The sequence below is a fragment of the Streptomyces sp. NPDC059866 genome (assembly GCF_042731325.1).
Taxonomy (GTDB): domain Bacteria; phylum Actinomycetota; class Actinomycetes; order Streptomycetales; family Streptomycetaceae; genus Streptomyces; species Streptomyces flavusporus.
Genome location: NZ_JBHWJT010000004.1, coordinates 17,184 through 40,563 on the forward strand (window position 1 = coordinate 17,184; position 23,380 = coordinate 40,563).

22 protein-coding genes and 1 pseudogene are annotated in these 23,380 nt (G+C 70.1%); 13 read left to right on the plus strand and 10 right to left on the minus strand.

All coding sequences use genetic code 11. The features are described 5' to 3' along the window. Positions 1 to 26: 26 nt before the first annotated feature. Complete coding sequence (locus ACFV7R_RS06560; protein WP_385260641.1) at positions 27 to 794, minus strand: hypothetical protein; 768 nt, start codon at positions 792 to 794, stop codon at positions 27 to 29. Between the two features lie 506 nt (positions 795 to 1,300). On the opposite strand from ACFV7R_RS06560, the gene ACFV7R_RS06565 reads away from it, so the two are divergent. Together ACFV7R_RS06565 and ACFV7R_RS06570 are read left to right on the plus strand one after the other, a co-directional pair. Beyond that, positions 1,301 to 1,828, plus strand: a complete 528-nt coding sequence (locus ACFV7R_RS06565) for an NUDIX hydrolase (protein WP_385260643.1) — start codon at positions 1,301 to 1,303, stop codon at positions 1,826 to 1,828. A gap of 19 nt (positions 1,829 to 1,847) precedes the next feature. Next, positions 1,848 to 2,264, plus strand: coding sequence for a TIGR03668 family PPOX class F420-dependent oxidoreductase (locus tag ACFV7R_RS06570; RefSeq protein ID WP_385260645.1), 417 nt, complete (start codon positions 1,848 to 1,850; stop codon positions 2,262 to 2,264). A 1-nt stretch (position 2,265) separates the two neighbouring features. Here ACFV7R_RS06570 and ACFV7R_RS06575 read toward each other — a convergent pair whose 3' ends face one another. Both ACFV7R_RS06575 and ACFV7R_RS06580 read right to left on the minus strand, forming a co-directional pair. Further along, positions 2,266 to 2,418 carry a hypothetical protein gene (locus tag ACFV7R_RS06575; RefSeq protein ID WP_385260648.1) on the minus strand — a complete coding sequence of 51 codons (153 nt, stop codon included), beginning with the start codon at positions 2,416 to 2,418 and terminating at the stop codon, positions 2,266 to 2,268. A 389-nt stretch (positions 2,419 to 2,807) separates the two neighbouring features. After that, positions 2,808 to 3,683, minus strand: coding sequence for a universal stress protein (locus ACFV7R_RS06580; protein ID WP_385260649.1), 876 nt, complete (start codon positions 3,681 to 3,683; stop codon positions 2,808 to 2,810). A gap of 192 nt (positions 3,684 to 3,875) precedes the next feature. On the opposite strand from ACFV7R_RS06580, the pseudogene ACFV7R_RS06585 reads away from it, so the two are divergent. The 3 genes and pseudogenes from ACFV7R_RS06585 (at position 3,876) to ACFV7R_RS06595 (ending at position 5,593) form a co-directional block, all read left to right on the plus strand. Beyond that, positions 3,876 to 4,362: pseudogene (locus tag ACFV7R_RS06585) on the plus strand (universal stress protein). A 141-nt stretch (positions 4,363 to 4,503) separates the two neighbouring features. After that, a complete protein-coding gene (locus tag ACFV7R_RS06590) occupies positions 4,504 to 5,118 on the plus strand; it encodes a hypothetical protein (RefSeq protein WP_385260650.1) in 615 nt (204 codons plus the stop codon). 184 nt (positions 5,119 to 5,302) lie between these two features. Further along, complete coding sequence (locus tag ACFV7R_RS06595) at positions 5,303 to 5,593, plus strand: DUF1876 domain-containing protein (protein WP_385261391.1); 291 nt, start codon at positions 5,303 to 5,305, stop codon at positions 5,591 to 5,593. Between the two features lie 324 nt (positions 5,594 to 5,917). On the opposite strand, the gene ACFV7R_RS06600 is transcribed toward ACFV7R_RS06595, so the two are convergent. Beyond that, positions 5,918 to 6,568 (minus strand): CBS domain-containing protein, encoded by a 651-nt coding sequence (locus ACFV7R_RS06600; RefSeq protein WP_385260652.1) that lies wholly within the window; start codon positions 6,566 to 6,568, stop codon positions 5,918 to 5,920. 214 nt (positions 6,569 to 6,782) lie between these two features. On the opposite strand from ACFV7R_RS06600, the gene ACFV7R_RS06605 reads away from it, so the two are divergent. Both ACFV7R_RS06605 and ACFV7R_RS06610 read left to right on the plus strand, forming a co-directional pair. Next, the gene (locus tag ACFV7R_RS06605) at positions 6,783 to 7,700 is read left to right on the plus strand and encodes a pyridoxamine 5'-phosphate oxidase family protein (protein WP_385261393.1); all 918 of its coding nucleotides are present in this window, start codon (positions 6,783 to 6,785) and stop codon (positions 7,698 to 7,700) included. A 72-nt stretch (positions 7,701 to 7,772) separates the two neighbouring features. Continuing rightward, complete coding sequence (locus tag ACFV7R_RS06610; protein WP_385260653.1) at positions 7,773 to 8,276, plus strand: hypothetical protein; 504 nt, start codon at positions 7,773 to 7,775, stop codon at positions 8,274 to 8,276. 99 nt (positions 8,277 to 8,375) lie between these two features. Here ACFV7R_RS06610 and ACFV7R_RS06615 read toward each other — a convergent pair whose 3' ends face one another. Next, complete coding sequence (locus ACFV7R_RS06615) at positions 8,376 to 9,041, minus strand: CBS domain-containing protein (RefSeq protein WP_385260656.1); 666 nt, start codon at positions 9,039 to 9,041, stop codon at positions 8,376 to 8,378. A gap of 392 nt (positions 9,042 to 9,433) precedes the next feature. Between ACFV7R_RS06615 and ACFV7R_RS06620 the strand changes: the two genes are divergently transcribed. Beyond that, the gene (locus tag ACFV7R_RS06620) at positions 9,434 to 9,835 is read left to right on the plus strand and encodes a CBS domain-containing protein (protein WP_385260659.1); all 402 of its coding nucleotides are present in this window, start codon (positions 9,434 to 9,436) and stop codon (positions 9,833 to 9,835) included. Positions 9,836 to 9,898: 63 nt separating this feature from the next. On the opposite strand, the gene ACFV7R_RS06625 is transcribed toward ACFV7R_RS06620, so the two are convergent. The 3 genes from ACFV7R_RS06625 to ACFV7R_RS06635 form a co-directional block, all read right to left on the minus strand. Beyond that, positions 9,899 to 10,798, minus strand: coding sequence for a universal stress protein (locus tag ACFV7R_RS06625; protein WP_385260662.1), 900 nt, complete (start codon positions 10,796 to 10,798; stop codon positions 9,899 to 9,901). A gap of 61 nt (positions 10,799 to 10,859) precedes the next feature. After that, positions 10,860 to 11,561, minus strand: a complete 702-nt coding sequence (locus tag ACFV7R_RS06630) for a universal stress protein (RefSeq protein ID WP_385261396.1) — start codon at positions 11,559 to 11,561, stop codon at positions 10,860 to 10,862. 205 nt (positions 11,562 to 11,766) lie between these two features. Further along, positions 11,767 to 12,642 carry a universal stress protein gene (locus ACFV7R_RS06635; RefSeq protein WP_385260665.1) on the minus strand — a complete coding sequence of 292 codons (876 nt, stop codon included), beginning with the start codon at positions 12,640 to 12,642 and terminating at the stop codon, positions 11,767 to 11,769. A gap of 577 nt (positions 12,643 to 13,219) precedes the next feature. Between ACFV7R_RS06635 and ACFV7R_RS06640 the strand changes: the two genes are divergently transcribed. The 3 genes from ACFV7R_RS06640 to ACFV7R_RS06650 all read left to right on the plus strand — a co-directional run bounded on the left by ACFV7R_RS06640 (position 13,220) and on the right by ACFV7R_RS06650 (position 15,054). Continuing rightward, positions 13,220 to 14,026, plus strand: coding sequence for a universal stress protein (locus tag ACFV7R_RS06640; RefSeq protein ID WP_385260667.1), 807 nt, complete (start codon positions 13,220 to 13,222; stop codon positions 14,024 to 14,026). A gap of 191 nt (positions 14,027 to 14,217) precedes the next feature. Beyond that, the gene (locus ACFV7R_RS06645) at positions 14,218 to 14,601 is read left to right on the plus strand and encodes a pyridoxamine 5'-phosphate oxidase family protein (protein WP_385260669.1); all 384 of its coding nucleotides are present in this window, start codon (positions 14,218 to 14,220) and stop codon (positions 14,599 to 14,601) included. A gap of 39 nt (positions 14,602 to 14,640) precedes the next feature. Next, a complete protein-coding gene (locus ACFV7R_RS06650) occupies positions 14,641 to 15,054 on the plus strand; it encodes an LAETG motif-containing sortase-dependent surface protein (RefSeq protein ID WP_385260672.1) in 414 nt (137 codons plus the stop codon). A 127-nt stretch (positions 15,055 to 15,181) separates the two neighbouring features. Here ACFV7R_RS06650 and ppdK read toward each other — a convergent pair whose 3' ends face one another. Both ppdK and ACFV7R_RS06660 read right to left on the minus strand, forming a co-directional pair. After that, on the minus strand, positions 15,182 to 17,932 hold the full coding sequence (gene ppdK, locus ACFV7R_RS06655; protein WP_385260675.1) for a pyruvate, phosphate dikinase: 2,751 nt from the start codon (positions 17,930 to 17,932) through the stop codon (positions 15,182 to 15,184). Positions 17,933 to 18,346: 414 nt separating this feature from the next. Next, entirely contained in the window at positions 18,347 to 19,555 is a 1,209-nt protein-coding gene (locus tag ACFV7R_RS06660) for an ROK family protein (RefSeq protein ID WP_385260678.1), read from the minus strand. A 124-nt stretch (positions 19,556 to 19,679) separates the two neighbouring features. Between ACFV7R_RS06660 and ACFV7R_RS06665 the strand changes: the two genes are divergently transcribed. Both ACFV7R_RS06665 and ACFV7R_RS06670 read left to right on the plus strand, forming a co-directional pair. Beyond that, a complete protein-coding gene (locus ACFV7R_RS06665; RefSeq protein ID WP_385260680.1) occupies positions 19,680 to 21,203 on the plus strand; it encodes a hypothetical protein in 1,524 nt (507 codons plus the stop codon). Further along, entirely contained in the window at positions 21,200 to 23,137 is a 1,938-nt protein-coding gene (locus tag ACFV7R_RS06670; protein WP_385260683.1) for a glycogen debranching N-terminal domain-containing protein, read from the plus strand. The genes ACFV7R_RS06665 and ACFV7R_RS06670 overlap by 4 nt, the downstream gene beginning before the upstream one ends. Positions 23,138 to 23,380 lie beyond the last annotated feature (243 nt).

A 23,380-nucleotide genomic window follows, 5' to 3' on the forward strand; every position in this document is an offset into this window, starting at 1 on the left:
CCGCGCATCGGGCTGTGAGGCCCCGGTCACGCGGAGGCCGGAGCGCCGTCGGCCGCGTCGGTGGAGCGCAGCAGGCGCAGGAACGCCTTCACGCCCGCGATGATTTCCTGGTTGTCGGTGAGGCGGTTCACCGTGGACTCGAACTCCCTGCCCAGCGCGACGATCCTGCGGTCCGACTCCTCGGTCCGCTCGTACGTGCTCATGGCCAGCGCGTCCACGGCGCGGCGCAGTTCGGCGAGGGCTCGGTACTGTTCCTCCGCCTTCTCCTCCAGGGCCCGCGTCCCGGCCTCGGCGCGGTTCAGCCGGGCATGCAGCTCAACGACGTCGTCCCGCGGATACGTCACGTCCTTGAGGAGGGTGCCCAGGCGCCGCCGGAGCTGGCCGAAGTACGCGCCGGCCGGACGGAAGAAGGTGCTCAGCAGGAAGAACGCGGCGAACCAGTAACCCGTGAACTCTCCCGTCGCCCAGGTGACCGCGAAGACAACCGCCGCCGTCAGGACGTGACCCGCGACCGCCGCCCGGAGCATCGTGCGGGCGATGCGCGCGGCCTCGGCATCCCGGGCCGGGGAGACCTCCATGCCCTTCTCACGGCTTACCGCGATCTCAGCGAGCACCGCATGCGCGCGGAAGTACAGGTTCCAAGGCAGCGTGAGCAGGAGCAGCAGCCACAGAAGGCTCAGCACGCCCGCTCCGACGGCGAACACCACCGCGGGCGGTGCCCCCGCCACGTATGCGAAGACCAGTGCTGCGGCCGCCGTCACGACGGCTACCACCGCCCCCAGAAATCTGCCCATGCCCCGCCTCCCGTCTGTATGTCGGCACAGCCCATCGTCCCCGGCTCGGTGCGGGTCGGCATGAGTAGGCGTACTCAGAGGAGCGTGCGGCGCGGCCGGTGTTCACCAGCGAGGCGGCGGCCACGGGATGAGACAACCCGTGGCCCTCCGGCCACCGTCTCGGCACCCCCGGCGGCCCGTCCGGGGGCACAGGCCCGTGCCCCGGTCCTCCCCAGGAGTGACGAAAGACACTGTTGGTGTTCAAGCGGCTCAGGCGCAATGCCGGCGCACTACGCACGCAAGATCCAAAAGAAGCGCTCTGGGGCCTGCGCAGGCCGGCCGAGCGGCAAGCGGGCGGTTGGTAGTTACGGGGCTCATGAGCCGGGGCGGACACCGTGCTCGGAGTACGGCGTGCGGTGCGAAGGCTGTCGGCCCCTCTCACGACCGACGGTGACCATCTGTCCTGCAGCACGTTTCCCCGGGTGGGCGGCTTGGCCTTGCCCGCCCGACCGACGGAAGGAACCCCATTGGACCCGACCGCAGTGGAACCGCCTGTGCTGCCCCGCAAGGAGTGGGTCAAGACGCTGCCCCAGGCCATCGTCGCGTCCTGCGTACTGCTCCATGACCTCGATGACCGCATCCTGCTGTTGCGCTACGCCGAGAGCCAGCCGAGTGCAGGCACCTGGTGCCTGCCAGGTGGAATGCTCGACCATGGCGAGGACCCGGTCAGCGCAGCACGACGAGAACTCTTCGAGGAGACAGGCATCGTCCTGGACCACGCCCCCCGCCTGATCGGATACGACCACCGCGCCGACGTCCAGGGAACGGGCCCCGTGATCGACTTCTACTTCGACGGCGGCACCCTCACCCGCAGGCAGACGATCACCCGCAGCCCCGAGCACAATGACTACGGCCTCTTCGACCTGACCGAGTTGGAAACCACACCCCTCACGCCCCCTCTACCGGCCCTGACCGCGCTCCAGACTGCCGTCCGGACGGGAACGGTCGTGTGCCTGCGCGAAGGAACGCCCGCGACACAAGGACCGTCTCTTTGATCCACGTACGGTGGGATGCATGAAGCTCGCGCCGTTCGTCGCTCGGGAACGATTTGTCAGGTCGCCGGTCGCCCGGCTGGCGACAGCCGACACCCGGGGCGTGCCCCATGCGGTGCCCGTGACCTTCGTGGTCGAGCACGACGTCGTGTACTTCGCGGTGGACGACAAGCCCAAGAGCACCTGGGACCTGCGCCGCCTGCGCAACATCCGGGAGAACCCCTCGGTGACGGTGCTGGTCGACCACTACGACGAGGACTGGTCGGCACTGTGGTGGGCCCGTGCGGACGGGCGCGGGGAGGTACTGGAGGATGAGCGGGAACGGCTTTCGGCGGTGGAGTTGCTGCGCGGCAAGTACGCCCAGTACGAGCACACCCCTCCCCGAGGCCCTGTGGTCGCCATTCGCGTCGACCGGTGGAGCGGCTGGGCGGCTCGGTGAATCATCCCGCCAGTACGAACGCGGCGAACGACATGACGATCACGGAGACGACGCAGAACACGAGGTGTGAGCACGGGTGGTCGTACCTGTCCCGCCTCACGCCCTCGTCGATCTCGCCGCTCCACACCCTGAACAGCTTGCGCGTCGAGAACATCCCGATCGTCAGTCCGATGAGGGCGAACGAGTACTGGGACCCGTCCCGGTGGCGTCATCGCCGTGGACGTCCGTGTCCGGCTGCTGCCACGGCCGCCCACGATCCGTACCTGCGTCGGCTGCGCTGCGTGTGTCCCACTGCGGAGGCACGGGGCGTCGCGGCTACTCTCGGCCTGGGCGCTTCACTCGCGGTGCAGCATGACCTTGAGGGCGCCGGTGTCGGTGCCGCGGACAAACACGTCGTAGGCATCCAGGGCGACCGGACCGTCGGGCTCTTCAAGGGACGATGGTCCACAGTCACGTGCCGCAGCTGCTCAAGCCCACCGGGGCCCTGTCTGCAAAGGCCGTCGGCGGAAGACCGGCATCGTCGGCTCCCCGCCGTGATTCAGCTCAGTCATGCGGAACGACGGCGACGGGGCAGCATGCGTGGTGGATGGCGGCGTCGGCTACGGAACCCAGGCGTGGTGCCAAGGATGGACGGTGCTTGCGTCGGCCGACGATCAGCAGCCCGGCGCTCTCGGCGTCCCGTACGACGGCCTTGGCGGGACTGTCGAGCCTGACCACGTCGACCACCTCCACCCCGGGGAACTTCTCGCGCCAGGGGCGCAGAGCCTGGCTCAGCTGCTTGTGCGCGTCCTGTGCGATCTCGTCGGTGACGTCATGATCTACGCCCCAGGGGGCGTACGCGTGGACCGGCAGGGCTTGACCATGGATGACGCGAAGAGGCGTGCCGCGCATTGCGGCGGTGCCGAAGGCGAATTCGAGCAGGTCGTCGCACGGTCCGTGCAGTTTCAGTGCCACCACTACCGCGCCTGCCGTACCTGGAGTGGGCGGCGGCCCTCCTTCGCGCTTCTCGGCACGCACCAGCACCACCGGCCGCTCAGCGCGTGCCACCACGGGCATGCTGATGTCGCCCATGAAGTAGCTCTCGACGGGCGTCAGCCCCTGTGAACCGAGCACGATCATCTCGGACTCCGACGCCGCCTGCAGCAGTGCGTCCTGGGCGTCCTCGGCGACCAGGTCGCCGACGACAGAAAGACCCGGGTGCCGTGCTTGGAGTTCTGCCCGCGCGTTGTGGACGATCCGCTTCGCCCAGTAGTTCTGATCGATCTCCGAGGGGGTGTTGGTCGGTTCTGGCGCCAGCAGAGGCCACGCATGCAGCAGGTGCAGAGTGAGCTTGCGCCGCTCGGCTTCGTCAGCGGCCCAATGGGCGGCGGCGAGGCTCTCGGGTGAGCCGTCGAGCCCCACGGTGATGACTGGCTCCATGGCGGCTGCCTCCGTCTCGTAAGAAGCTGGCACGAGGGTGAGTGAGTCCCTCCATGTCCAGACTGCGCCCAGCCCGCCGAGCACGGCCCCTTCTCATTCGAGGAGTACCCCAAAGCACCCTTCGGCGCATGCGGACCCTGGTGTGGCAGGCCCGGAACGGCGCGGAGTCCGGCACGAGAGGAGGACGCAGCAGTGGCGATTCCCCCGGTGGTCGGTATCGACGGATCGGAGGCGAGCCTGGAGGCGGTGGACTGGGCCGCCGACGAGGCAGTCCGACACGAGGTGCTGCTCCCTCGTGCATGCGGCGGCGCCGGATCACAACGCGGCCGACCTGGTTGCTGCTGCCCTGGAGCGGGCGTGGAAGGGCGCTCCCACGGTGCGGCTGTCGAGCGAGGTGCTGCATGAGGATGCGGCGTCCGCCCTGGTCGGCAAGGGGCGCAACGCCTTCGCGCAGGTCCTTGGGTCCAGAGGGCTCGGTGATCTCGCCGAGCTGCTCCTGGGGTCGGTCAGGTGGTCGAGGGACCGGCACGGCAGGTGCTCCTGGAAGCTGCGACACGCGCCGACCTGCTCGTCGTCGGAGCCCGCAGGCGGCGGCCACCTGGGGCTGCAGCTCGGCCTGGTCAACCACGCGGTACTGCATCACGCGCCGTGTCCGATCGCGGTCGTTCCGCAGATATGACTGGCATCGGTTGGAGGACCGAACCGGCGGGCGGCCCGCCCGTGGGTCCCGGCCGGCCGCCTGCCAGGACCTTCGGCCCTTTGACCGAGGCCTGCCGCTGTTCCATCGTGGGAGTGGCCAGCAATAGCTGGAGGTCATGTCATGAGCGCACAGGGTTCGCCGTACGCATCCAACCCCCACCCGCCGCACCAGAAGCACCCGTCCAAGGGCGCAAACCCACTGAGGCGTACGTCCGACAGGATCGAATCCTGGTTCTTCCGATTCCTGATGCTCGTACTCGCCCTCGGACTACCGGCGGCCTCGGTGGGTGCGGGGCTGACGGCCTACGAGGCTTCGATGCGCGTCGTGCAGGCCCAGTCGGCGCAGCGGCAGGCGATCACCGCCCGGGTGGTTTCGGATGCCGAAGGAGCGCGGGATGGTGCGGAGGACGTCATGCAGCGGTCGCAGGTCCGCTGGACGGGTAAGGACGGCAAGGAGAGGACCGGAACGGCCACGGTGAAGGCGGGTACGCCCAAAGGCGTGACTGTACGGGTCTGGCTGGACCGGGACGGAACCATCACCAGTCCGCCGATGACCGCGGACAACGCGACGGCCACCGCCTGGCTGGCGGGCGGCATGACAGCGGTCACGGTGGCCGCGGGGGTCCTCGCGGCAAGGGCGGGCATGCGCCGGGTGCTGGACGGCAGAAGGTACGCGCATTGGGACGCCGAGTGGGACGTGGTGGAGCCGTCTTGGTCCGGGCGCTTCCGCCAGTGACAGCCCTAGGGCTGCTCGGTTCCGAGGAGGTGCGGCGATGTCCGATGCGACGACCACCGATCCGTACGAGGTGACCATGGCGATGTCGTATCTGCGGGAGGGAATGACCGGCCCGGCGCCCCGGAGCCCGCAGCGAAGCACATCTGAATCGCATCGGTCCGTACCCGACATGAGGAGGAAAGCGATGCCGCACAGCGAGGAGTGGAGGGTTCACCTCTACCTCTTCGAGGACGAGGGAACGACCAAGGCACGTGTGGTGCTGGAAACCGGAGATGCGACGCTCACAGGTCACGGAGTCGCGCACCGTAATCCGGCGGACACAGATGTTCCTGAGATCGGTGACGAACTGGCAGCGGGCAGGGCCATGCGCGACCTCTCCGAGCAGCTGCTGGGTGCCGCCGAACGTGACATCGAAGGCATGGGGGCGGCCGCGACCGGGCCGGACCCTTACCAGGTCACTGGGTGGCCCATGTGACCGAAACCTCGCTGGTGTCCGGCTTCGGCTTGGGAACCCGACAAGCATCATGTCCGCGCTCAAGGGCGGACGCGCTGCCGCCTCGGAAGGCAAGGAGGATGACCGATGACGCTACCTGTCCGTCGCGGTCGGGGCGTCCTCCCGGCATGAGACCCGTTCCGCGAGCTCGAGGTCTGCACAGCCGGATGGACCAGCTCATGCGGTCCGTCTTCCCGGTGTAGGCGAGATCAGCCGGCCAAGGTCTGTGCGGGCTGGTGTTCCGGTCTCGTCCGCGCAGGGCCGGCGGTCCCGCCGTCGGCCCGTGCTCCCCACCTCGATCCGCGATCACGCGTCGGTCCGGTACGTGACGTGCTGAGCGACCGAGACCACACCGTCAACGCTCCGGCACAGCCTCTCGATGATGGGGATCAGGCTCTTGAACTCGACGGATCCGCCGAGGGTGACCTGACCCTCGCTTACTTCGACCGTCACCTCTGAGGGAGCAAGGCCCATCGTCTGGTGCAATACGTCCTGGGTGATCTCGTCGCGGATGGCGTCGTCACGGCGCAGGAAGATCCGTAGCAGGTCGCTGCGGCTGACGATGCCCTGCAGCCTGTCCGTCTCGTCCACCACGGGCAGTCGCTTGACACCGTGGACCTCCATCAGGCGGGCGGCCTCGACCACGGTCCACTCCGGTCGTGCGCAGACAGCGGGAGCCGACATCAGTTCCTCGGCCCTGGCCCCCTCGGCCTTGGCCCGCTCCCACGCCTCCAGATGCGGAATCGGTGTAAGGCCGGACGGGTCGGCCTGATCCGCGGACTTGCGCAGCAGATCGGCCTCGGACACCACACCCATCGGGCGGTCCAGCTCATCCACCACCGGTACGGCGGTGACATCGTTCTCCGCCAACAGCTTGACGATCTCTTTGAACGGCAGGTCACGCCGCGCCCGGACGACGTCTCGGGTCATGAGCTCTGCGACCGTTCGGTGGTGCATGTCGCCACTCCCTTCCGGGCACGTGACAGCCAGTCGTGGTCAAGCGTGTCAGGAACCAGTCGCCCACGGGTGAGCCGCTCGGGCCCGCGTTGTGGGGCCAGTGGTCCCGCGACCGGGCCCGCTCGGCCCCGGATCAGGGTTTCTCGTCCCGTGCGGCGGCGCGTCGCGCGTGGCACGTTGGGTACAGCAACATCTTGAGGAAGTGGCGGCGATCATGCGAGCTCACCTCGGCGATCAACTCGTCATCGAAAGCCCGACGACCGGCGCCACCAGGCGCGACGGCGAGATCGTCGGACTCCACCATGCGGATGGAACACCTCCCTACGACGTGCGCTGGTCGGACACGCACGAGGTGACGCTGGTGTTCCCCGGGCCCGACGCGCATGTCCGTCACCTGGAGCACAGGCCCGAGACAACTCACGAGCCCTCCCGGACGAGCGTGGATGAGCCAGGCGTCGTGTCAGACAGAACCCCGCCCTACGGGACACCCAACCCTGGCGACATCGGCCGACGCGTGGCCACCGAACGCGAACGACAGAAACTCACCCGGACAGAAACAGCCCGTCGCGCCAGGATGGCGCCGGACTACCTGGCGTACCTGGAGGAACAGCCGGCCGACCCGAGCCTGGCGACTCTCATCCGTCTGGCCGATGCTCTGGGCACCAGCGTCGCGGCCCTGAAAGGAGGCGGCCTCGATCTGCCGCCCGGTCAGGGCCTGGCGCTCCTGCACCCGCAACTGCGGGACCTCAGCCCCGACGAATGCCGCACCCGGCTTTCCACGCACGGCGTGGGCCGCGTCGCGGTGTCGACGCCCGACGGTCCGGCGATCGTCCCGGTGAACTACGAGGTCGTCGGCGGCGCGATCGCCTTCCGGACCGCGCCCGAGTCGGTTCCTGCGGCCGCCGTGGGATCGGACGTCGCCTTCGAGGTCGATCATCTGGACGAGGCCATGAGCCAGGGCTGGAGCGTGCTCGTCGTCGGTCCTGCGCGGGTTGTCACATCGCCCGACGCGGTGCGGCGGCTGGCCGATCGTGCCCACACCAAGCCATGGGCGGGCGGCGAACGCGAGATGTGGGTGTCGATCCAGCCCACGCGCATCACCGGCCGCCGTATCAGTCCGGCCGATCGGTAAGCGGCCACGGACTGCCGCTGCTACCGGCGCGCATTTCCCTGAGCAGGATCCCGCGACAGGAGCAGACAGGAGGTGCTGGAACTGGTTCAGGAAGCCGAGGCGCGGAACATCACCGACCGTGGCAGCGACCAGGACCTGGAGCAATGGACACACAGTGACGCTCCGTCGGTGAGCACTTCCCCGGACGGCGTCCCTGACCATGCCTTCGGGCCGCGCAAACGCGGCGGCAAAGCTCCCATGCGGGACTTCGCCGGGCCCAGGCCGGTGGCGGGCCGTGGCGCAGCCGACTTCGAGGTGTCCCCTCAGCTGGCCCTTCTCAGCACGAGCAACGACCGTCCGGAGGACTGGCTTCGCGCCGGGCAGGCCATGGAACGCGTCCTGTTGCTGGCCACCCTCGAGGGCCTGTCCAGTTCCTTCGCCACCCAAGCCCTCGAGTGGACCGACCTGCGCTGGCCGCTGCGCGACCCGGTGTCGGGAAGGGGCTTCACGCAGATGGTGCTGCGCCTCGGCTACGGCCCCAAGGGCCCCAGCACACCGCGCCGCCCGGTGCCGGAAGTACTCGACATCCAGCCCTGACCCGCCCGAGGTGCAGCCTGTCGGTCCCTACGCCTCGCCTGCGCTTCCATGATGGCCGACGGCACCCGCCATCGGCCGGTTCCGCGTGGTGTCCTGTCACTACTCGCCTTCCGAACCGGCCGGAGCACCGGTGAGATGGGACTCGACGTCCACCACGCCCTCCACCGCGCGGACGAGGCGCGCGGCAACGGAAACGAGCGCGGTGTCGCCGATCTGTCCGCGGAGAGTGACGACTCCCTCGTGCACGTTCACGTGGATGGCGTGGCTGAACGCGGGGAAGAGGTAGGCGATCACCGTGCGGCGGACCTCCTCCTCGATCTCCTCGTCCGACCGCAAGAACACCTTCAGCAGATCGGCGCGGCTGACGATCCCCTGCAGCATGTCCAAGTCATCGACCACGGGCAGCCGCTTGACGTGCTTCACGGCCATGATCCGCGCGGCCTGTGCCAGGGTGACGTCGGGGTGCACCGTAACGGCCGGAGTACTCATCAGCTCCTCCGCGGTCACTGCTCCCGCCTTGGCGACGTCGGACAGGCGCTGCCGCTGCTCGTGGAGGCTCATGGCCCTGTCGCGGAACTCCTCCTTGGGCAACAGGTCGGCCTCGGAGACGACACCGATGACGCGCCCCTCGCCCTCCAGGACAGGCAGGGCACTGACCTTCCACTGCTCCATGGTCCGGACGATCTCCTTGAAGGGCGCGTCGCGCCCGACGGCCACCACCGTCAGGGTCATCACATCGCTCACGATGTGCGGGGTCTCAGGCACTTCAGGCCTCCTCTCGCGTCGGCGTTTCAGGGCTCGGGCCCGGCGCCATAGGGCGCGTACAGGTCAAGCAGTCGCACCCGGGCAGCTCTGAGCCGGTCCGCGACGACTCCGGCGACGATTTGCTGGCTCCCTCTCGCGGGTGGAGCCCGCTCGCGCCACTTGTCCTGCTCTCAGCTTCAGCCTCCCGCGAGAAGGCGCCCGGCCTCAGGGTCTTAAGGGGCACGGCGGTGGGCTGACCGGCCCTACGACTCCACCATCGCCGCCAAGCGGGGCGGCGGCATCCGGCCGGAGGTCCCCCTTCAGGACCGATCCGCCTGTCGCGGTGGACCTTGGGCGGTGCGACGGTATTCACAGGGTGCTCGCAGAGGCCGGAAAGGAAAGCAGTGGGGAGCATGGAACTCCCGCTGGTCGTGGGTGTCGACGGATCAGCTTCCGGCCTGCAGGCGGTGGACGAAGCAGCGCGCCACAGGCTGTCATTGCGCCTGGTCTATGCCTCCCTGCTGGAGCGTTACGAGGGCAGCCGCCGTCCCTCAGCATCGACCTCCCCGCCGAAGAAGTCATGGCGGAGCGCATCATCGCGTCCAGCGCGGAACGCGCCAGGCAAGCCGATCACTATTGACGCCGGGGCCTACACGGACGAGGTCCTGCGGGCCATGGAGGAACACAAGATCCGGCGGCTGCCGGACATCGAGAACCATCGCCTGGTCGGCATGATCAGCGAGGCGGACCTCGCACGTCGACTGCCTGAGGAACAGGTGGGCCACTTCGGCGAGGTCGTCTGCGCGGCTAAGTGACCCTCGGTGATCACTGCCTCGTATACGAGCCCGGTCCTTAGACGCACATCAAAGACCGAACCGTCAGTCGTGCGGCACCAGCGCGACCGGGCAATGCACGTGATGGATCAGTGCATGGGCGACCGGTCCGGGGTGCAGTCCGACCGCTTCGCGGCGCCTGCGGCTGCCGACGACGAGCAGACCGGCGCCACTCACGGCAGGAACGAGGACGTGTGCCGGGCGTCCCTCGGGGAGGTTCTCCTTGACGACGAGGGTGCGGTACTTCTCTCGCCAGGGTGAGAGCAGCCCTGCCAGCTCGCGTTCCGCTTCTGTCCTGGTCCGTGCGCGTTCCTCGGCGTCCGGGAGGCCGCGGGAGAACGGCACATGCCAGGCGTGTATCACGCGCAGCGGCGCCCGGCGCCGCTCGGCGGCGTGGTATGCGAAGTCCAGAACGTCGTCGCACGGTTCGTCGACGTCGACGGCGACCGCGACGTCGCGGCAGGGCGTGCGGACTGACGGCTTTCCGTCGCCGTCCGGCAGATGCTCGTCCTCGGCGGTGTCACTGTCCCGTACCAGGACGATCGGCCGTTCAATGCGGGAAACCGTGGCCATGGCGACTGCCCCTGATACGAACCCGCCCAGGCCACTGGGCCCTTGGCTGCCGACGACCAGGAGTTCGGCGTTCTCCGCCTCGGCGAGCAAGGCGGGCACGGGCGGCCCGCACACCTGCTCCGCGGTGATGGACAGCTGCGGGTATCGCTCGCTCAGCTGGTCGAGCGCACTGTGCAGCACCCGGCGGGCGTGGTACTGAGGTGCTTTCAGCTCCGGCAGTGCCGTCTCGGGGGCGCCCTCCGGCAGGCCCGCCTCCCAGGCATGCACGAGCCGGAGCGGCAGTCCTCGGCGCAGGGCTTCCCTGGCCGCCCAGTCGGCCGCGGCAATGCCCTCACGCGAAACCTCAACACCGGCCACGACTGGCCTGATCATGACCGTCACCTCCCTGGTCATCTGGTGCGTGCGGGGACGGCTGGTGTGGCCCCCGCGTGTCTCATGCATGGGGCACGACGGCCACGGGACAGCCGACGTGATGGATGGCGGTGTGCGTGACGGGTCCAGTGCGCGGGCCCACCGGCCGGTCGGCCGTCCGGTGACCGACGACGAGGAGACTCGCACCAGTCGCGGCCCACACGAGCGCGGCAGAGGGCTTGTCCGCGGCGAACTCGATGATCTCGTCGCGCGGCTCGGTGATGTTGATGCCGAGCACCACGTCCCGGTAGCCGGTGCGTACCGAAGGCTGCCCCTCGTACGCCGGAATGTGCTCGTCCTCCGCCTCCTCGCCCGCGCGGACGAGGACGACGGGACGCGTGGCCCGCGCCACGACGCCGAGGGCGACCGAGCCGACGAGGAATCCGGTGAAGCCGCTCAGTCCGCGCGAGCCCAGGACGAGCAGTTCGGCCTGCTCGGCCGCCTTGACCAGGGCCTCGGTCGCAGGGCCCTCGACTTGCTCGTCCGACAGCCGGGTGTCGGGGCACGTGGCGCGGATCCGCTCCTCCGCCTGGCGCAGGTAACGCCGTGCGAGATGCCGCTGAGCGGCGTTCGCGGGTTCGCCGTCTGTCTGGCGGGGGTGCCAGTTCCCGGCATGCAGCAGGTGGAGCGGCCGGTCGCGGCGTACGGCCTCACGGGCCGCCCACTGCACGGCAGTCAGACTTTCGGCGGATCCGTCTACTCCGGCGACAACGGGCTGCACCATGACGCACACCTCCGTCAAGCTCGGTCGGCTCCCGATACCAGCGTCATGCCGTCGCGGATGCGGGAGGAAGGGCCACCAGGCCCGATCGAGGGCCATCAGGCCCATCTCACGGCCTCTTGTCTCGGCGACGGCCCAGAACGGGAACCGGAACGCGGCGGCCACATCGAAGGCCGACGGGAGCACCACGTCCACCTGGCCGAGACGGTCAGTCATGGGCGACGACGGCAACGGGCGCGGCGCAGTGGTGTATCACGGCGTGGGCGACGGCCCCGATGTGCGCCCCCAGGGGCGACCTGCGGATGCGCCGGCCGACCACCACCAGTTCCGCATCGGCGGCCGCCCGAACGAGCTGCTGAGCGGGCGCGCCGAGGGGGGACCGCTCCACGACTTCCACCGAGGGGAACTTCTGCCGCCAGGGCGCCAGGATGCCCGTGAGGCACCGTGCGACGTCCGGGCTGACCTCCCGCTCGGCTGCTGCCAGCGCGGAGGCGTCGCGTACGACCGGCGGAAGCGACCAGCCGTACACCGCCCGCAGGCGGCTGCCGCGCCGCGCGGCTTCGTCGAACGCGAAGTCCAGGATCGGGTCGCAGGAGTGGTGGATGTCCAGGCCGACGACCATATCGCCGGAGGAGCCGCCCGGAGCGGCCGTGGTCCGCCCGCCCGGCTGTCCCGACGCCCGTACGAGCACGACCGGCCGCTCGGTGGCACCGATCGTCGCCATGCCGACGGATCCGAGGAGGAAGCCCGTGACACCGCCCAGGCCGCGGGAACCGAGCACCAGCAGATCGGCCTCGGCCGCCTCGATCGACAGAGCGGCCGCAGGCCGGCCGGACAGCCGCCGTGTGCTGACCTCCAAGGAGGGACACAACCGCCGCATCTCCTCCGCGGCGGCGGCCAGAAGCTCGTCGGGCCACCGCGGTACCTCGGGGCCAGCGACCGGAATTGCCGCCGAGACCGGCCATTCGTCCGCGTAGACGAGGCGCAGCGGCACCTCGCGCAGCAGCGCCTCCTGTGCCGCCCACTCGGCGGCGGCACTGCTCTCGGGGGACCCGTCCAGGCCGACGGTCACCTGGTGAGGCATCGGGTGGATCTCCTTCGGATCGTGTGCGTGGCACGGTGCCCGGCTCACTGGCTGAGAGTCCCTACAGGCGCCGAGCGGCCCTGCTCACGGTGCGAGCAGCGACATCCCGACCACGGCCTCGACCGCGAGCAAGCCCCTGCGCGAGGCGCCTGGGCGGACTGTGTGGGAGTCCGCCCAGCCGGCCAGGGGCGCGACTCATGTGGTGTGCTTGATCTCGATGTGCTTCGGTTCCGGCTTCTCTTCGCCGAGGCCCACACTGACGGTCAGCATGCCGTCGGCGTACTCGGCATGGTGAATCGGGCGGGGAAAGCCTCGAACCACTCGGGCAGATCAGGGAACGGGAACTTCTGCTTGCGTGCGAGTGCAGCCATGACCAGGCTCCTCGGTATCGCGGTACGGCATACGTCCAGTCCACCGCACCAGGTGCAAGATCGCAGGGGCCAGAGAGGGCATCATCGAGGTCCGAAGCTCCCCAGGGTGCCGCCTCACGGACGATCGGCTTCCAATGAAGCGGGGCCCCTCGGTCTGCCGCGTCGACCGCCCTTGCGTACCGTGCAGGTATGGACCGGCGCAGCCGATGGCTGCCACCACGGGAGTGCAGACAGGCGGAGGAGCTGTGACATCTGCCGGCGAAGTACTCCCGATCGTCTTCGGCGTCGACATCTTGGAACAGGACGCTGCCCTGGCCTGGGCGACTGATGAAGCAGCCCGCCGCAGGGTGCCCCTCCACCTGGTCCACGCGGTGCTGCCCGTCACCCATCACGTGCGCGGTGTGGAAGAGACCGCACATCACAAGGCCTTGCGGCAGCTGGGGGACGAGGCGCTGGACAACGCCGAGGCGCGCGCCCATGAACGGCAGCCGGGTCTCGAGGTGACGACGTTCATCACGGATGCCGATCCGGCACAGGCTCTCGTACGGCAGTCCGCGCACGCGGCACTGGTGGTCCTCGGCTCGCTTCGGCTGGGTCGGCTGGCGGAAGTGCTGAGTGCTCTCTTCACGACCGTTCCGGTGAGCGCGAACGCCGCCTGTCCGGTGGTCGTTGTGCCGGAAGCCGGGCGCACGGTGGAGGAACCGCCGTATCTCGTGGTCGGGGTCGACGGCAGCCCGTCGGCCGACGCCGCCCTGGATCATGCCCTGGAAGCCGCCGCCTTGCGAGGCGCCTCGGTGCGTGCAGTGTGGGTGTTGCGACGCCCGCTGCTCGGATTCCTTGATGAGCAGGCAGAGCTCGAGTCGTGCCGCAGGCAGCTGCATGAAGCGACCGCTGCGCGGTCCGCCGCGTACCCGGACGTGCTGCTGAGCCATTCGGTGCTGCGGGGGCACCCGGCCTCTTCCACCTGGCCGAGCTCGGGACCACGCCCCTCACGGCCTCTCTGCCGACCCTGACCGCACTCCACACCGCCGCCTGGTCGGGGACGGTCGTATGCCTGCGGGAAGGCAAGCCCGTGATACCTGGCCGGGCCTTTGATCCTCGTACGGTGGGAGTAAGAAGCTCGCACCGCTCGACGCGCGGAAGCGATTTTCGCTTCCCCGTCGCCCGGCCGGCGACAGCCGACGCCGAAGGAACGCCTCATGCCGTGCCCGTCACCTTCGCCGTCCTGGACGACGTCGTCTACTTCGCGGTCGACCACAAACTCAAGAACACGTGGGACCTGCGCCGCCTGCGCAACATTCGGGAGAACCCTTCGGTGACGGTGCTGGTCGACCACTACGACGAGGACTGGTCGACTCTGTGGTGGGCCCGTGCGGACGGGCGCGGGGAGGTACTGGAGGACGGGCGGGAACGGCTTTCGGCGGTGGAGCGGCTGGGCGGCTCGTTCACAGAATGCCGCTTCATGAGCGGAGAGCTACCGTCCGGTCACGTCACGTTCGCATCACGGGTCCGTCATATCGCCGCAGTATCAACCAGGCCCCCCCATAGCTTCATCACCTCGCTGTCCACGCCGATCACCTCTCCGTGATCGTGCGCATGGATATCCGCACGAAGCTGGGGGCTCCCTGTGTATTCGTTCCGCAAGCCTGCCGCCGTGGCCGTCGCCGCGCTGGCGCTGGCCGCTCTGCCGGCCACCGCCGAGGCCCATGACGGCAGTCACCCGTTCAAGAACTGCACCGAGGCGTACGAGAACGGGCACGCCAGCATCCCCGAGGGTGACGAGCACTACGGCGACCACCTGGACCGCGACGGGGACGGCGTCGGCTGTGACCGGCCGCCCGCGGACTTCGTGCCCGCCGATGACGAGGGGACCGACAGCGGTGAGGGCGCCTCCTCCGACGCAGGGGCGCAGGAGGACACCGACCTGGCCGAGACCGGCGGCAGCAGCGCCACCCCGTACATCGCGGGCGGCGGCGCGGCCGTCCTGCTCGCCGGGGGCGGCGTGCTCTTCGTGGCACGCAGGCGCCGCGACGCCCGCTGACCGGTCCCGAGGCACGGCAAAGGGGGCGGCACCCTCCGCACAGGGTGCCGCCCCCTCTTCCTGTCTGCCGGAGCCGCCGCCGGATCGGTGAGGGTCGGGGATCAGCGGCGGCTCCGGGGTCGGTGGGTCAGCGGTGGTCGCTGCCCGTCGACTGGGATGCCGCCCGGCCCGCCTCCAGGCGCGCCACCGGAATCCGGAACGGTGAGCAGGAGACGTAGTCCAGTCCCACCTCGTGGAAGAAGTGGACCGACTCGGGGTCGCCGCCGTGTTCGCCGCAGACGCCGAGCTTGAGGTCGGGGCGGGTTTCGCGGCCGGCCTTCGCGGCGGCGGCGACCAGGGAGCCCACGCCGTCCTTGTCGATCGTCTCGAAGGGGCTGACGCCGAAGATGCCCTTCTCCAGGTATGCGGTGAAGAAGCTGGCCTCCACGTCGTCGCGGCTGAAGCCCCAGACCGTCTGCGTCAGGTCGTTCGTGCCGAAGCTGAAGAACTCGGCCGCCTCGGCGATCTGAGCGGCGGTCAGCGCTGCGCGCGGCAGTTCGATCATCGTGCCGATCGCCAGCTTCAGTTCCGTACCGCTCGCGGCCTGGACCTCCGCGATGACCCGGTCGGCCTCCTCGCGGACGATCTCCAGTTCCTGGACCGTGCCGACGAGCGGAATCATGATCTCGGCGCGCGGGTCGCCCTTGGCGTTCTTGCGCTCGGCCGCGGCCTCGGCGATCGCCCGGACCTGCATCGTGAACAGCCCCGGGATGACCAGGCCGAGGCGCACGCCGCGCAGGCCGAGCATCGGGTTCTGCTCGTGCAGGCGGTGCACCGCCTGGAGCAGGCGCAGTTCGTTCTCGTGCGGCTCCTGACGGGACTCCGCCAGGGCGACGCGGACGGACAGTTCCGTGATGTCGGGGAGGAACTCGTGCAGCGGGGGGTCGAGGAGACGGATCGTCACCGGGAGGCCGTCCATCGCCGAGAACAGCTCCACGAAGTCCTGCTTCTGGAGCGGGAGCAGCTCCTTCAGGGACTCCTCACGCTCGGTCTCCGTGTCGGCCAGGATGAGGCGCTCGACCAGCTCACGGCGGTCGCCGAGGAACATGTGCTCCGTACGGCACAGACCGATGCCCTGGGCGCCGAAGCGACGGGCGCGCAGCGCGTCCTCGGCGTTGTCCGCGTTGGCGCGCACCCGCAGGCGCCGCTTGCGGTCGGCGAACGCCATGATCCGGTGCACGGCCTCGACCAGTTCGTCGGCGTCCTGGGCACCCGCGTGCATCCGGCCCTCGAAGTACTCCACGACCGGAGACGGAACCACCGGCACCTCACCGAGGTACACCTTGCCGCTGGAGCCGTCGATGGAGATGAGGTCGCCCTCCTCCACCACATGCCCACCCGGCACCGTCATCCGGCGCCGCTTGGTGTCGACCTCCAGCTCCTCCGCGCCGCAGACACAGGTCTTGCCCATGCCGCGGGCCACGACGGCGGCGTGGGAGGTCTTGCCGCCGCGCGAGGTGAGGATGCCCTCCGCGGCGATCATGCCGTCCAGGTCGTCGGGGTTCGTCTCACGGCGGATCAGGATGACCTTCTCGCCGGAACGCGACCACTTCACCGCGGTGTACGAGTCGAAGACCGCCTTGCCGACCGCCGCACCCGGCGACGCCGCGATGCCCCGGCCGACCTGCTCGACCTTGGCGTGCTCGTCGAAGCGCGGGAACATCAGCTGGGCGAGCTGGGCGCCGTTGACTCGCTGGAGCGCCTCCGCCTCGTCGATCAGGCCCTGGTCGACCAGCTGCGTCGCGATCCGGAAGGCGGCGCCCGCGGTGCGCTTGCCGACGCGGGTCTGGAGCATCCACAGCCGGCCGCGCTCGATGGTGAACTCGATGTCGCAGAGGTCCTTGTAGTGGTTCTCCAGCGTCTCCATGATCTGCATCAGCTGGTCGTACGACTGCTTGTCGATCTGTTCCAGCTCCGCGAGCGGGACCGTGTTGCGGATGCCGGCCACCACGTCCTCGCCCTGGGCGTTCTGGAGGTAGTCGCCGTAGACGCCCTGGTGGCCGGAGGCGGGGTCGCGGGTGAAGGCGACGCCCGTACCGGAGTCCGGGCCCAGGTTGCCGAAGACCATGGAGCAGACGTTGACCGCGGTGCCCAGGTCGTGCGGGATGCGCTCCTGGCGGCGGTAGAGCTTGGCGCGGTCGCCGTTCCAGGAGTCGAAGACCGCCTTGATGGCGAGGTCCATCTGCTCGCGCGGGTCCTGCGGGAAGTCCCGGCCGGCCTCGGTCTTGACGATCTTCTTGAAGCGGGTGACCAGCTTCTTCAGGTCCGCGGCCTCCAGCTCGGTGTCGACCGTGACCTTCTTGGCCTCCTTGGCCTTCTCCAGCGCCTCCTCGAAGAGGTCGCCGTCGACGCCGAGAACGGTCTTGCCGAACATCTGGATGAGGCGGCGGTAGGAGTCCCAGGCGAAGCGTTCGTCGCCGGCCTGCTTGGCAAGGCCCTGCACCGACTTGTCGGACAGGCCGATGTTGAGGACCGTGTCCATCATGCCGGGCATGGAGAACTTCGCGCCGGAGCGGACGGAGACGAGCAGAGGGTTGTCCGCCTGGCCCAGCTTCTTGCCCATGCGCTGCTCCAGCGCGTCGAGGTGCGCACTCACCTCGTCACGCAGTGCCGCCGGCTCCTCGCCGCTGTCGAGGTAGACCTTGCAGGCCTCGGTGGTGATGGTGAAGCCGGGCGGGACGGGGAGGCCCAGGTTGGTCATCTCGGCGAGGTTCGCGCCCTTGCCGCCGAGGAGGTCCTTGAGGTCCTTGTTGCCCTCGGTGAAGTCGTAAACGAACTTCACGCCCTCAACGCTCGAACCAGCCTGAGCTGCTACGTGGGGATCTTTGTTTTCCGACACGGGTCCCAACTCCTTGAGGACGCGGTGGCTGCCCTGACGGCGAGGAACATACCCAGATCGAAGGCGCCTGGGTACGTCCACTTGCCCGTCATGCGCCTGTAACCAGTCGTCCGCCACCGGATCGAAAGTCAAAGCTTGGTAAGCGGTGGCGGGCGGATGTTTTCACTTCTTGAACGCACGCCTCCCCGAGGACCGGGATTCTCGCTCACATGAGCGGCATTCAGCACGTCTGATTTCGATCGATGAACGATCAAGGGGTGGCACTCAGTGCCACCCCTTGGAGAAGTGCAGTCGCGCATGATCCGCTCATCTGAGCGCGACCCTTATCAAGGGTGGCGAGAATCACGCTGCCACAGGGGGCGAGATTTCACCATGCGGACGCCCGCGAGAGACCGCAACCGGAGCGTCACACGGTCACACCCCGAGCGCCCGCAGCCTCTCCTCCACCCGCTCCGGCGCGTACAAGTGCTCCACCACCAGTGCCCCCGCCCCCACCAGCCCCGCCCGCTCCCCCAGCCGCGAGGTCACCACGTCCAGCCGGGCCGTGGAGCGGGGCAGCGCCCGCTGGTACAGCAGCTCCCGTATGCCGGTGACGAAGGGAGTTCCGGCCAGGTCGCCCGCGATCATCAGCACCCCGGGGTTCAGCAGCGTCACGACCGTCGCCAGTACGTCCCCGACCCGGCGCCCGGCCTCCCGGGCCAGCCCCGTGGCCTCCGGATGCCCGGCCTCGAGCAGGTCCCGCACATCTGCGCCGGAGGCGGCCGGCACCCCGGCCTCGGCCAGCCGCCGGGCCACGGCGCCCCCGCTGGCGACGGCGGCCAGACAGCCGTAGGAGCCGCAGCGGCAGAGCGCATCCGCGCCTTCCGGCACCCTGATGTGGCCGATGTCCCCGGCGCCGCCGTCGATGCCCCGGTACAGCGAGCCGTCCACCACGACGCCCGCGCCGATCCCCGTCGACACCTTGACCAGCACGAACGCCGAGCAGTGCGGGTAGCCGGTGCGCTGTTCGCCGTACGCCATGAGGTTGGCGTCGTTGTCGACCAGGACCGGCACCTCACCGGCACCGGTGTGCTCGGTGAACGCCCTGGCCAGGCGGCCGCGTATGTCGTAGCCGTCCCAGCCCGGCATGATCGGGGGCTGGATCACCCGGCCGGTCTCGCAGTCGACCGGGCCCGGCACGGCGAGGCCGATGCCGCAGACCTCCTGCGCACCGCGCCCGGCCTTCTCCAGCAGCTCCGCGAACCAGCGGCCCAGCTCACCGAGGACCGGCTCCGGGCCGTCCTCGATGACCAGGGTGCCGCCGTGCTCGGCGAGGATCTCGCCGCTCAGCGTCAGGACGGCGGCACGCGCGTGCCGGGTGTCGAGGTCGGCGGTGAGGACGACCGCGTGGGCGTCGTCGAACTCCAGGGTGATGGAGGGCCGGCCGCCGAGCGGGGAGTCGACCGGGCCGCCGGCGCCCTCGCGCAGCCAGCCCGCGCGGAAGAGGCGGTCCAGGCGCTGGCCGACGGTGGCCCGGGAGAGGCCTGTGACCTGTTGGAGCGCCCCACGGGTGGTGGCGCGGCCGCTGCGCACCAGCTCGAGCAGTTCCCCGGCGCTCGCCTGGCTCGCGCTCCGTCCAGCCATACCTGCGCACCCCCTTGTGTTTCTCAACCCTGCATTACATATTGGGTTTTGCGTGTTAAATAGACGTAACTCTACGGTAGCGATGGTCGAACCGGTCGCCTGGACGTCTTTCGGGGAGCCCCGAGTGGATCGCACTGCCCAGCTCACGTTCCGTCCCGCCGCGCGGGAGGTTGTATACGATCCGGTCCCGGCGCAGGATTCGCCGCACCTCAGGGCCGCGCGCGTCCTGGAGGGCAACTGGACCGGAACGTCGACGGTGCCCTCGCGCGGCCTGTACCCGCACCAGTGGTCCTGGGACTCGGGGTTCATCGCGATCGGGCTCCGGCATCTGTCGCCGTTACGGGCCCAGACGGAGCTGGAGACGCTGCTGGCCGCGCAGTGGGGCGACGGGCGGATCCCGCACATCGTCTTCAACCCCTCCGTGCCGCTGGACGCGTACTTCCCGAGCCCCGACTTCTGGCGCTCCTCGACCGCGGGACGCGCTGCGGGTGCCCCGCGCACCGTACAGACCTCCGGCATCGTGCAGCCACCGGTGCACGCGCTGGCGGCCTGGCTGGTGCACTGCGCCGACCCGGGCCTATCGCGGGCGCGCGGCTTTCTCGCCGGGGTGTATCCGCGGCTGGCGGCCTGGCACCGCTATCTGCTGCACCGGCGTGACCTGGGCGGGGGCGGGCTCGCGTCGGTCGTGCACCCGTGGGAGCAGGGGATGGACAACAATCCCTGCTGGGACGCCCCGCTCGCCCGTGTCACCCCGGCCCCGGCCCGCTCCTTCCGTCGCGCCGACCTCGCCCACGGCGCACCCGAGGACCGGCCGACGGACCTCGACTACGGGCGGTATGTGCGGCTGGCGACGGACTACCGGGACCGGGGTTACGCCGACGAGGACAGCGCGTTCGCCGTGGAGGACCCGGCGTTCAACGCACTGCTGATCGCCTCCGAGCACGCGCTGGCCCGCATCGCCCGCGAGCTGGGCGCGACGGGCACGGCCCGGCAGGCCCGCGCGGAGCGCCTGACGGGCGTCCTCATCGACCGGCTGTGGGATCCGGCCGAGGGGATGTTCTTCTGCCGGGACATCCGAAGCAGCCGGGACATCCGAAGCAGCCGGGACATCCGAAGCAGCCAGGACACCCGAAGCAGTCAGGACGCCCGAAGCAGCCAGGACGCCCGAAACGGCCAGGACACCCGCAGCAGCCAGGACACCCGCAGCGGCGGCCTGCTCCCCGAACGCAGCGTCTCCGGCCTCGTCCCCCTCCTCCTGCCCACCCTCCCCCGCGCCGTAGTCGCCGCCCTCGTGCGCACGCTCGCCGGTCCGCACTTCGGCGCCGGTACCCGGCTCGTGCCGAGCTACGACCTGCTCGGCGAGGCCTTCGATCCGCACCGGTACTGGCGCGGCCCGGCCTGGTTCAACACGAGCTGGCTGCTGGAGCGGGGCCTGAGGGTGCACGGCGAGACGGAGCGGGCCGGCGCGCTGCGCGAGGCGATGCTCGACACCGCCGACGCATCCGGGTTCGCGGAGTACGTGGACCCGTCCACCGGCGCGGCCTGCGGGGCCACCGGCTTCAGCTGGACCGCCGCGCTCACGCTCGACCTGCTGGAAGCCAAGACGGCCGACACAACCAACGGATCCAAGGGAGGGGACCGGGGATGACGAACCGGCATCATCTGCTCGTGCACGGCGGGACGTTCGCCGCCGTGGGCGACAGCGGGGACATCAGCGGTGTGCGCAGCGGCAACTCCCCGGACGGGCTGTTCGTGCGCGACGGCCGGCACCTCAGCCGCTGGCAGCTCACGGTCGACGGCGCCGTGCCGGAGGCCCTGAGCCCCGTGACCGGCGGGGACACCACGCGCTGTGTGCTGGTCCCGCGGGGCGGCCGCCAGGAGCCGACCGCGTACGCGCTCTTCCGTGAACAGGCCGTCGGGGACAGCTCGTTCGTCGAGTCGCTGCGCGTCACCAGCAACCGCCCGGTGCCGACCACGATCCGCCTCGCCATCACCGCCGACGCCGACTTCACCGACCAGTTCGAACTGCGCTCGGACCACCGCACCTACACCAAGCCCGGCGCCCTGCGCTCCCGCCAGGTCCTCGACGACGGCGTGGAGTTCACCTACCAGCGCGGCGCGTGGCGTTCCTGTACGACGGTGACGGCCGAGCCCGTGCCGGACGCCGTCGAGGAGACCGGCACCGGCGCGCGCCGCCTCGTCTGGACCCTCGACCTGGAACCGCACGGCACGGCGGAGCTGACCCTGCGGGTGATGGCGCGCCCGCACGGCGAGAAGCGGGCGCTGCGCGTACCGCGCTCCCCCGCCGCCGTCACCGAAGAACTCCTCGACAAGGAGGGCAGGTTCGTCGAGGGCATCGCCTTCCCGACCGGCTGGCCGGAACTGGCGGCAGCCTGTGCGCGCGGCCTCGCCGACCTGGCCGCGTTGCAGGTACCGGCCACCGGACCGGACGGCGAGGAGCTGCGCGTCCCCGCCGCAGGGGCGCCCTGGTTCCTGACCCTGCTCGGCCGCGACGCCCTGCTCACCTCCCTGTTCGCCCTCCCGTACCGGCCGCAACTCGCCGCCGCCACGCTCCCGGCGCTGGCCGCGACCCAGGCGACCGGGACGAACGCCGAGTCGGTCGCCCAGCCCGGCAAGATCGTGCACGAGGTGCGGGGCGGCGAGCTGGCCCACTTCGGGCAGGTGCCGTACGGGCGGTACTACGGCTCGGTGGACGCGACCCCGCTGTTCCTCGTCCTGCTCGGGGCGTACGTCGAGCAGACCGGGGACACCGGGCCGGCCCGCCGGCTGGAGCAGCACGCCCGCGCGGCGGTCGGCTGGATGCTGGACCACGGCGGGCTGACCTCGCGCGGCTATCTCGTCTACCGCGCCGACCAGGGCGGCCTGGCCAACCAGAACTGGAAGGACTCCCCCGGCGCGATCTGCTGCGCCGACGGCACCCGGCCGACCGGGCCGGTGATGGCGGCGGGCGCGCAGGGCTACGCGTACGACGCGCTGCGCCGCACGGCGTGGCTGGCCCGCGCGGTGTGGCGCGACGAGACGTACGCGGCGCTGCTGGAGCAGGCGGCCGGTGATCTGCGGGACCGTTTCCAGCGGGACTTCTGGATGCCGGACCGCTCCTTCCCGGCGCTCGCGCTCGACGGCGAGGGGCGCCAGGTGGACGCGCTGGCGTCGGACGCCGGGCATCTGCTCTGGTCGGGGCTGCTGGACAAGGAGTACGGCGAGCTCGTCGGCCGGCGGCTCCTCGAACCCGACTTCTTCTCCGGCTGGGGGGTGCGCACGCTGGCGGCCGGGCAGCCGGCGTACCACCCGCTGTCGTACCACCGCGGTTCGGTCTGGCCGCACGACAACGCGCTGATCACGCTGGGTCTGGCCCGCTACGGCCTGCACGACGAGGCCCGCACCGTCGCCCATGCCCTGGTCGACGCGGCGACCGCGGCCGGGCACCGGCTGCCGGAGGTGCTCGCCGGGTACGGCCGGGACACCCATGCCGAGCCGGTGCCGTACCCGCACGCATGCGAACGGGAGTCCCGCTCGGCGGCGGCACCGCTGGCGCTGCTGACGGCGGTCGGGGGCGCGTAAGCGCTCCGCTGGGGAAGCGCCGTGATCTGCCGTCGATCGTCTGCGGCACCATCGTGGCTGGTCGCTCCCCCACTCTCGACTTCTCCCCCACTCTCGGCTTCGCTCGAGCGGGGGGACCCCCATGAGCGGGGGGACCCCCATCGCGGCGGAGCCGCATATCGACAGAGCCCCGCGCCCCTTCAGGGCGCTGCCCAACCGCAGCGGAATTTCGTGACGGAACGGGTGAACGGAGTCCGCGGTCCA

Excerpts from the sequence above, each read along its gene's own strand:
- ACFV7R_RS06560 (WP_385260641.1), bottom strand. The coding sequence starts at position 794 with ATGGGCAGATTTCTGGGGGCGGTGGTAGCCGTCGTGACGGCGGCCGCA.
- ACFV7R_RS06570 (WP_385260645.1), top strand. The coding sequence starts at position 1,848 with ATGAAGCTCGCGCCGTTCGTCGCTCGGGAACGATTTGTCAGGTCGCCG.
- ACFV7R_RS06575 (WP_385260648.1), bottom strand. The coding sequence starts at position 2,418 with ATGTTCTCGACGCGCAAGCTGTTCAGGGTGTGGAGCGGCGAGATCGAC.
- ACFV7R_RS06580 (WP_385260649.1), bottom strand. The coding sequence starts at position 3,683 with ATGGAGCCAGTCATCACCGTGGGGCTCGACGGCTCACCCGAGAGCCTC.
- ACFV7R_RS06590 (WP_385260650.1), top strand. The coding sequence starts at position 4,504 with ATGAGCGCACAGGGTTCGCCGTACGCATCCAACCCCCACCCGCCGCAC.
- ACFV7R_RS06595 (WP_385261391.1), top strand. The coding sequence starts at position 5,303 with ATGCCGCACAGCGAGGAGTGGAGGGTTCACCTCTACCTCTTCGAGGAC.
- ACFV7R_RS06600 (WP_385260652.1), bottom strand. The coding sequence starts at position 6,568 with ATGCACCACCGAACGGTCGCAGAGCTCATGACCCGAGACGTCGTCCGG.
- ACFV7R_RS06605 (WP_385261393.1), top strand. The coding sequence starts at position 6,783 with ATGCGAGCTCACCTCGGCGATCAACTCGTCATCGAAAGCCCGACGACC.
- ACFV7R_RS06620 (WP_385260659.1), top strand. The coding sequence starts at position 9,434 with ATGGAACTCCCGCTGGTCGTGGGTGTCGACGGATCAGCTTCCGGCCTG.
- ACFV7R_RS06625 (WP_385260662.1), bottom strand. The coding sequence starts at position 10,798 with ATGATCAGGCCAGTCGTGGCCGGTGTTGAGGTTTCGCGTGAGGGCATT.
- ACFV7R_RS06630 (WP_385261396.1), bottom strand. The coding sequence starts at position 11,561 with ATGGTGCAGCCCGTTGTCGCCGGAGTAGACGGATCCGCCGAAAGTCTG.
- ACFV7R_RS06635 (WP_385260665.1), bottom strand. The coding sequence starts at position 12,642 with ATGCCTCACCAGGTGACCGTCGGCCTGGACGGGTCCCCCGAGAGCAGT.
- ACFV7R_RS06640 (WP_385260667.1), top strand. The coding sequence starts at position 13,220 with ATGGCTGCCACCACGGGAGTGCAGACAGGCGGAGGAGCTGTGACATCT.
- ACFV7R_RS06660 (WP_385260678.1), bottom strand. The coding sequence starts at position 19,555 with ATGGCTGGACGGAGCGCGAGCCAGGCGAGCGCCGGGGAACTGCTCGAG.
- ACFV7R_RS06670 (WP_385260683.1), top strand. The coding sequence starts at position 21,200 with ATGACGAACCGGCATCATCTGCTCGTGCACGGCGGGACGTTCGCCGCC.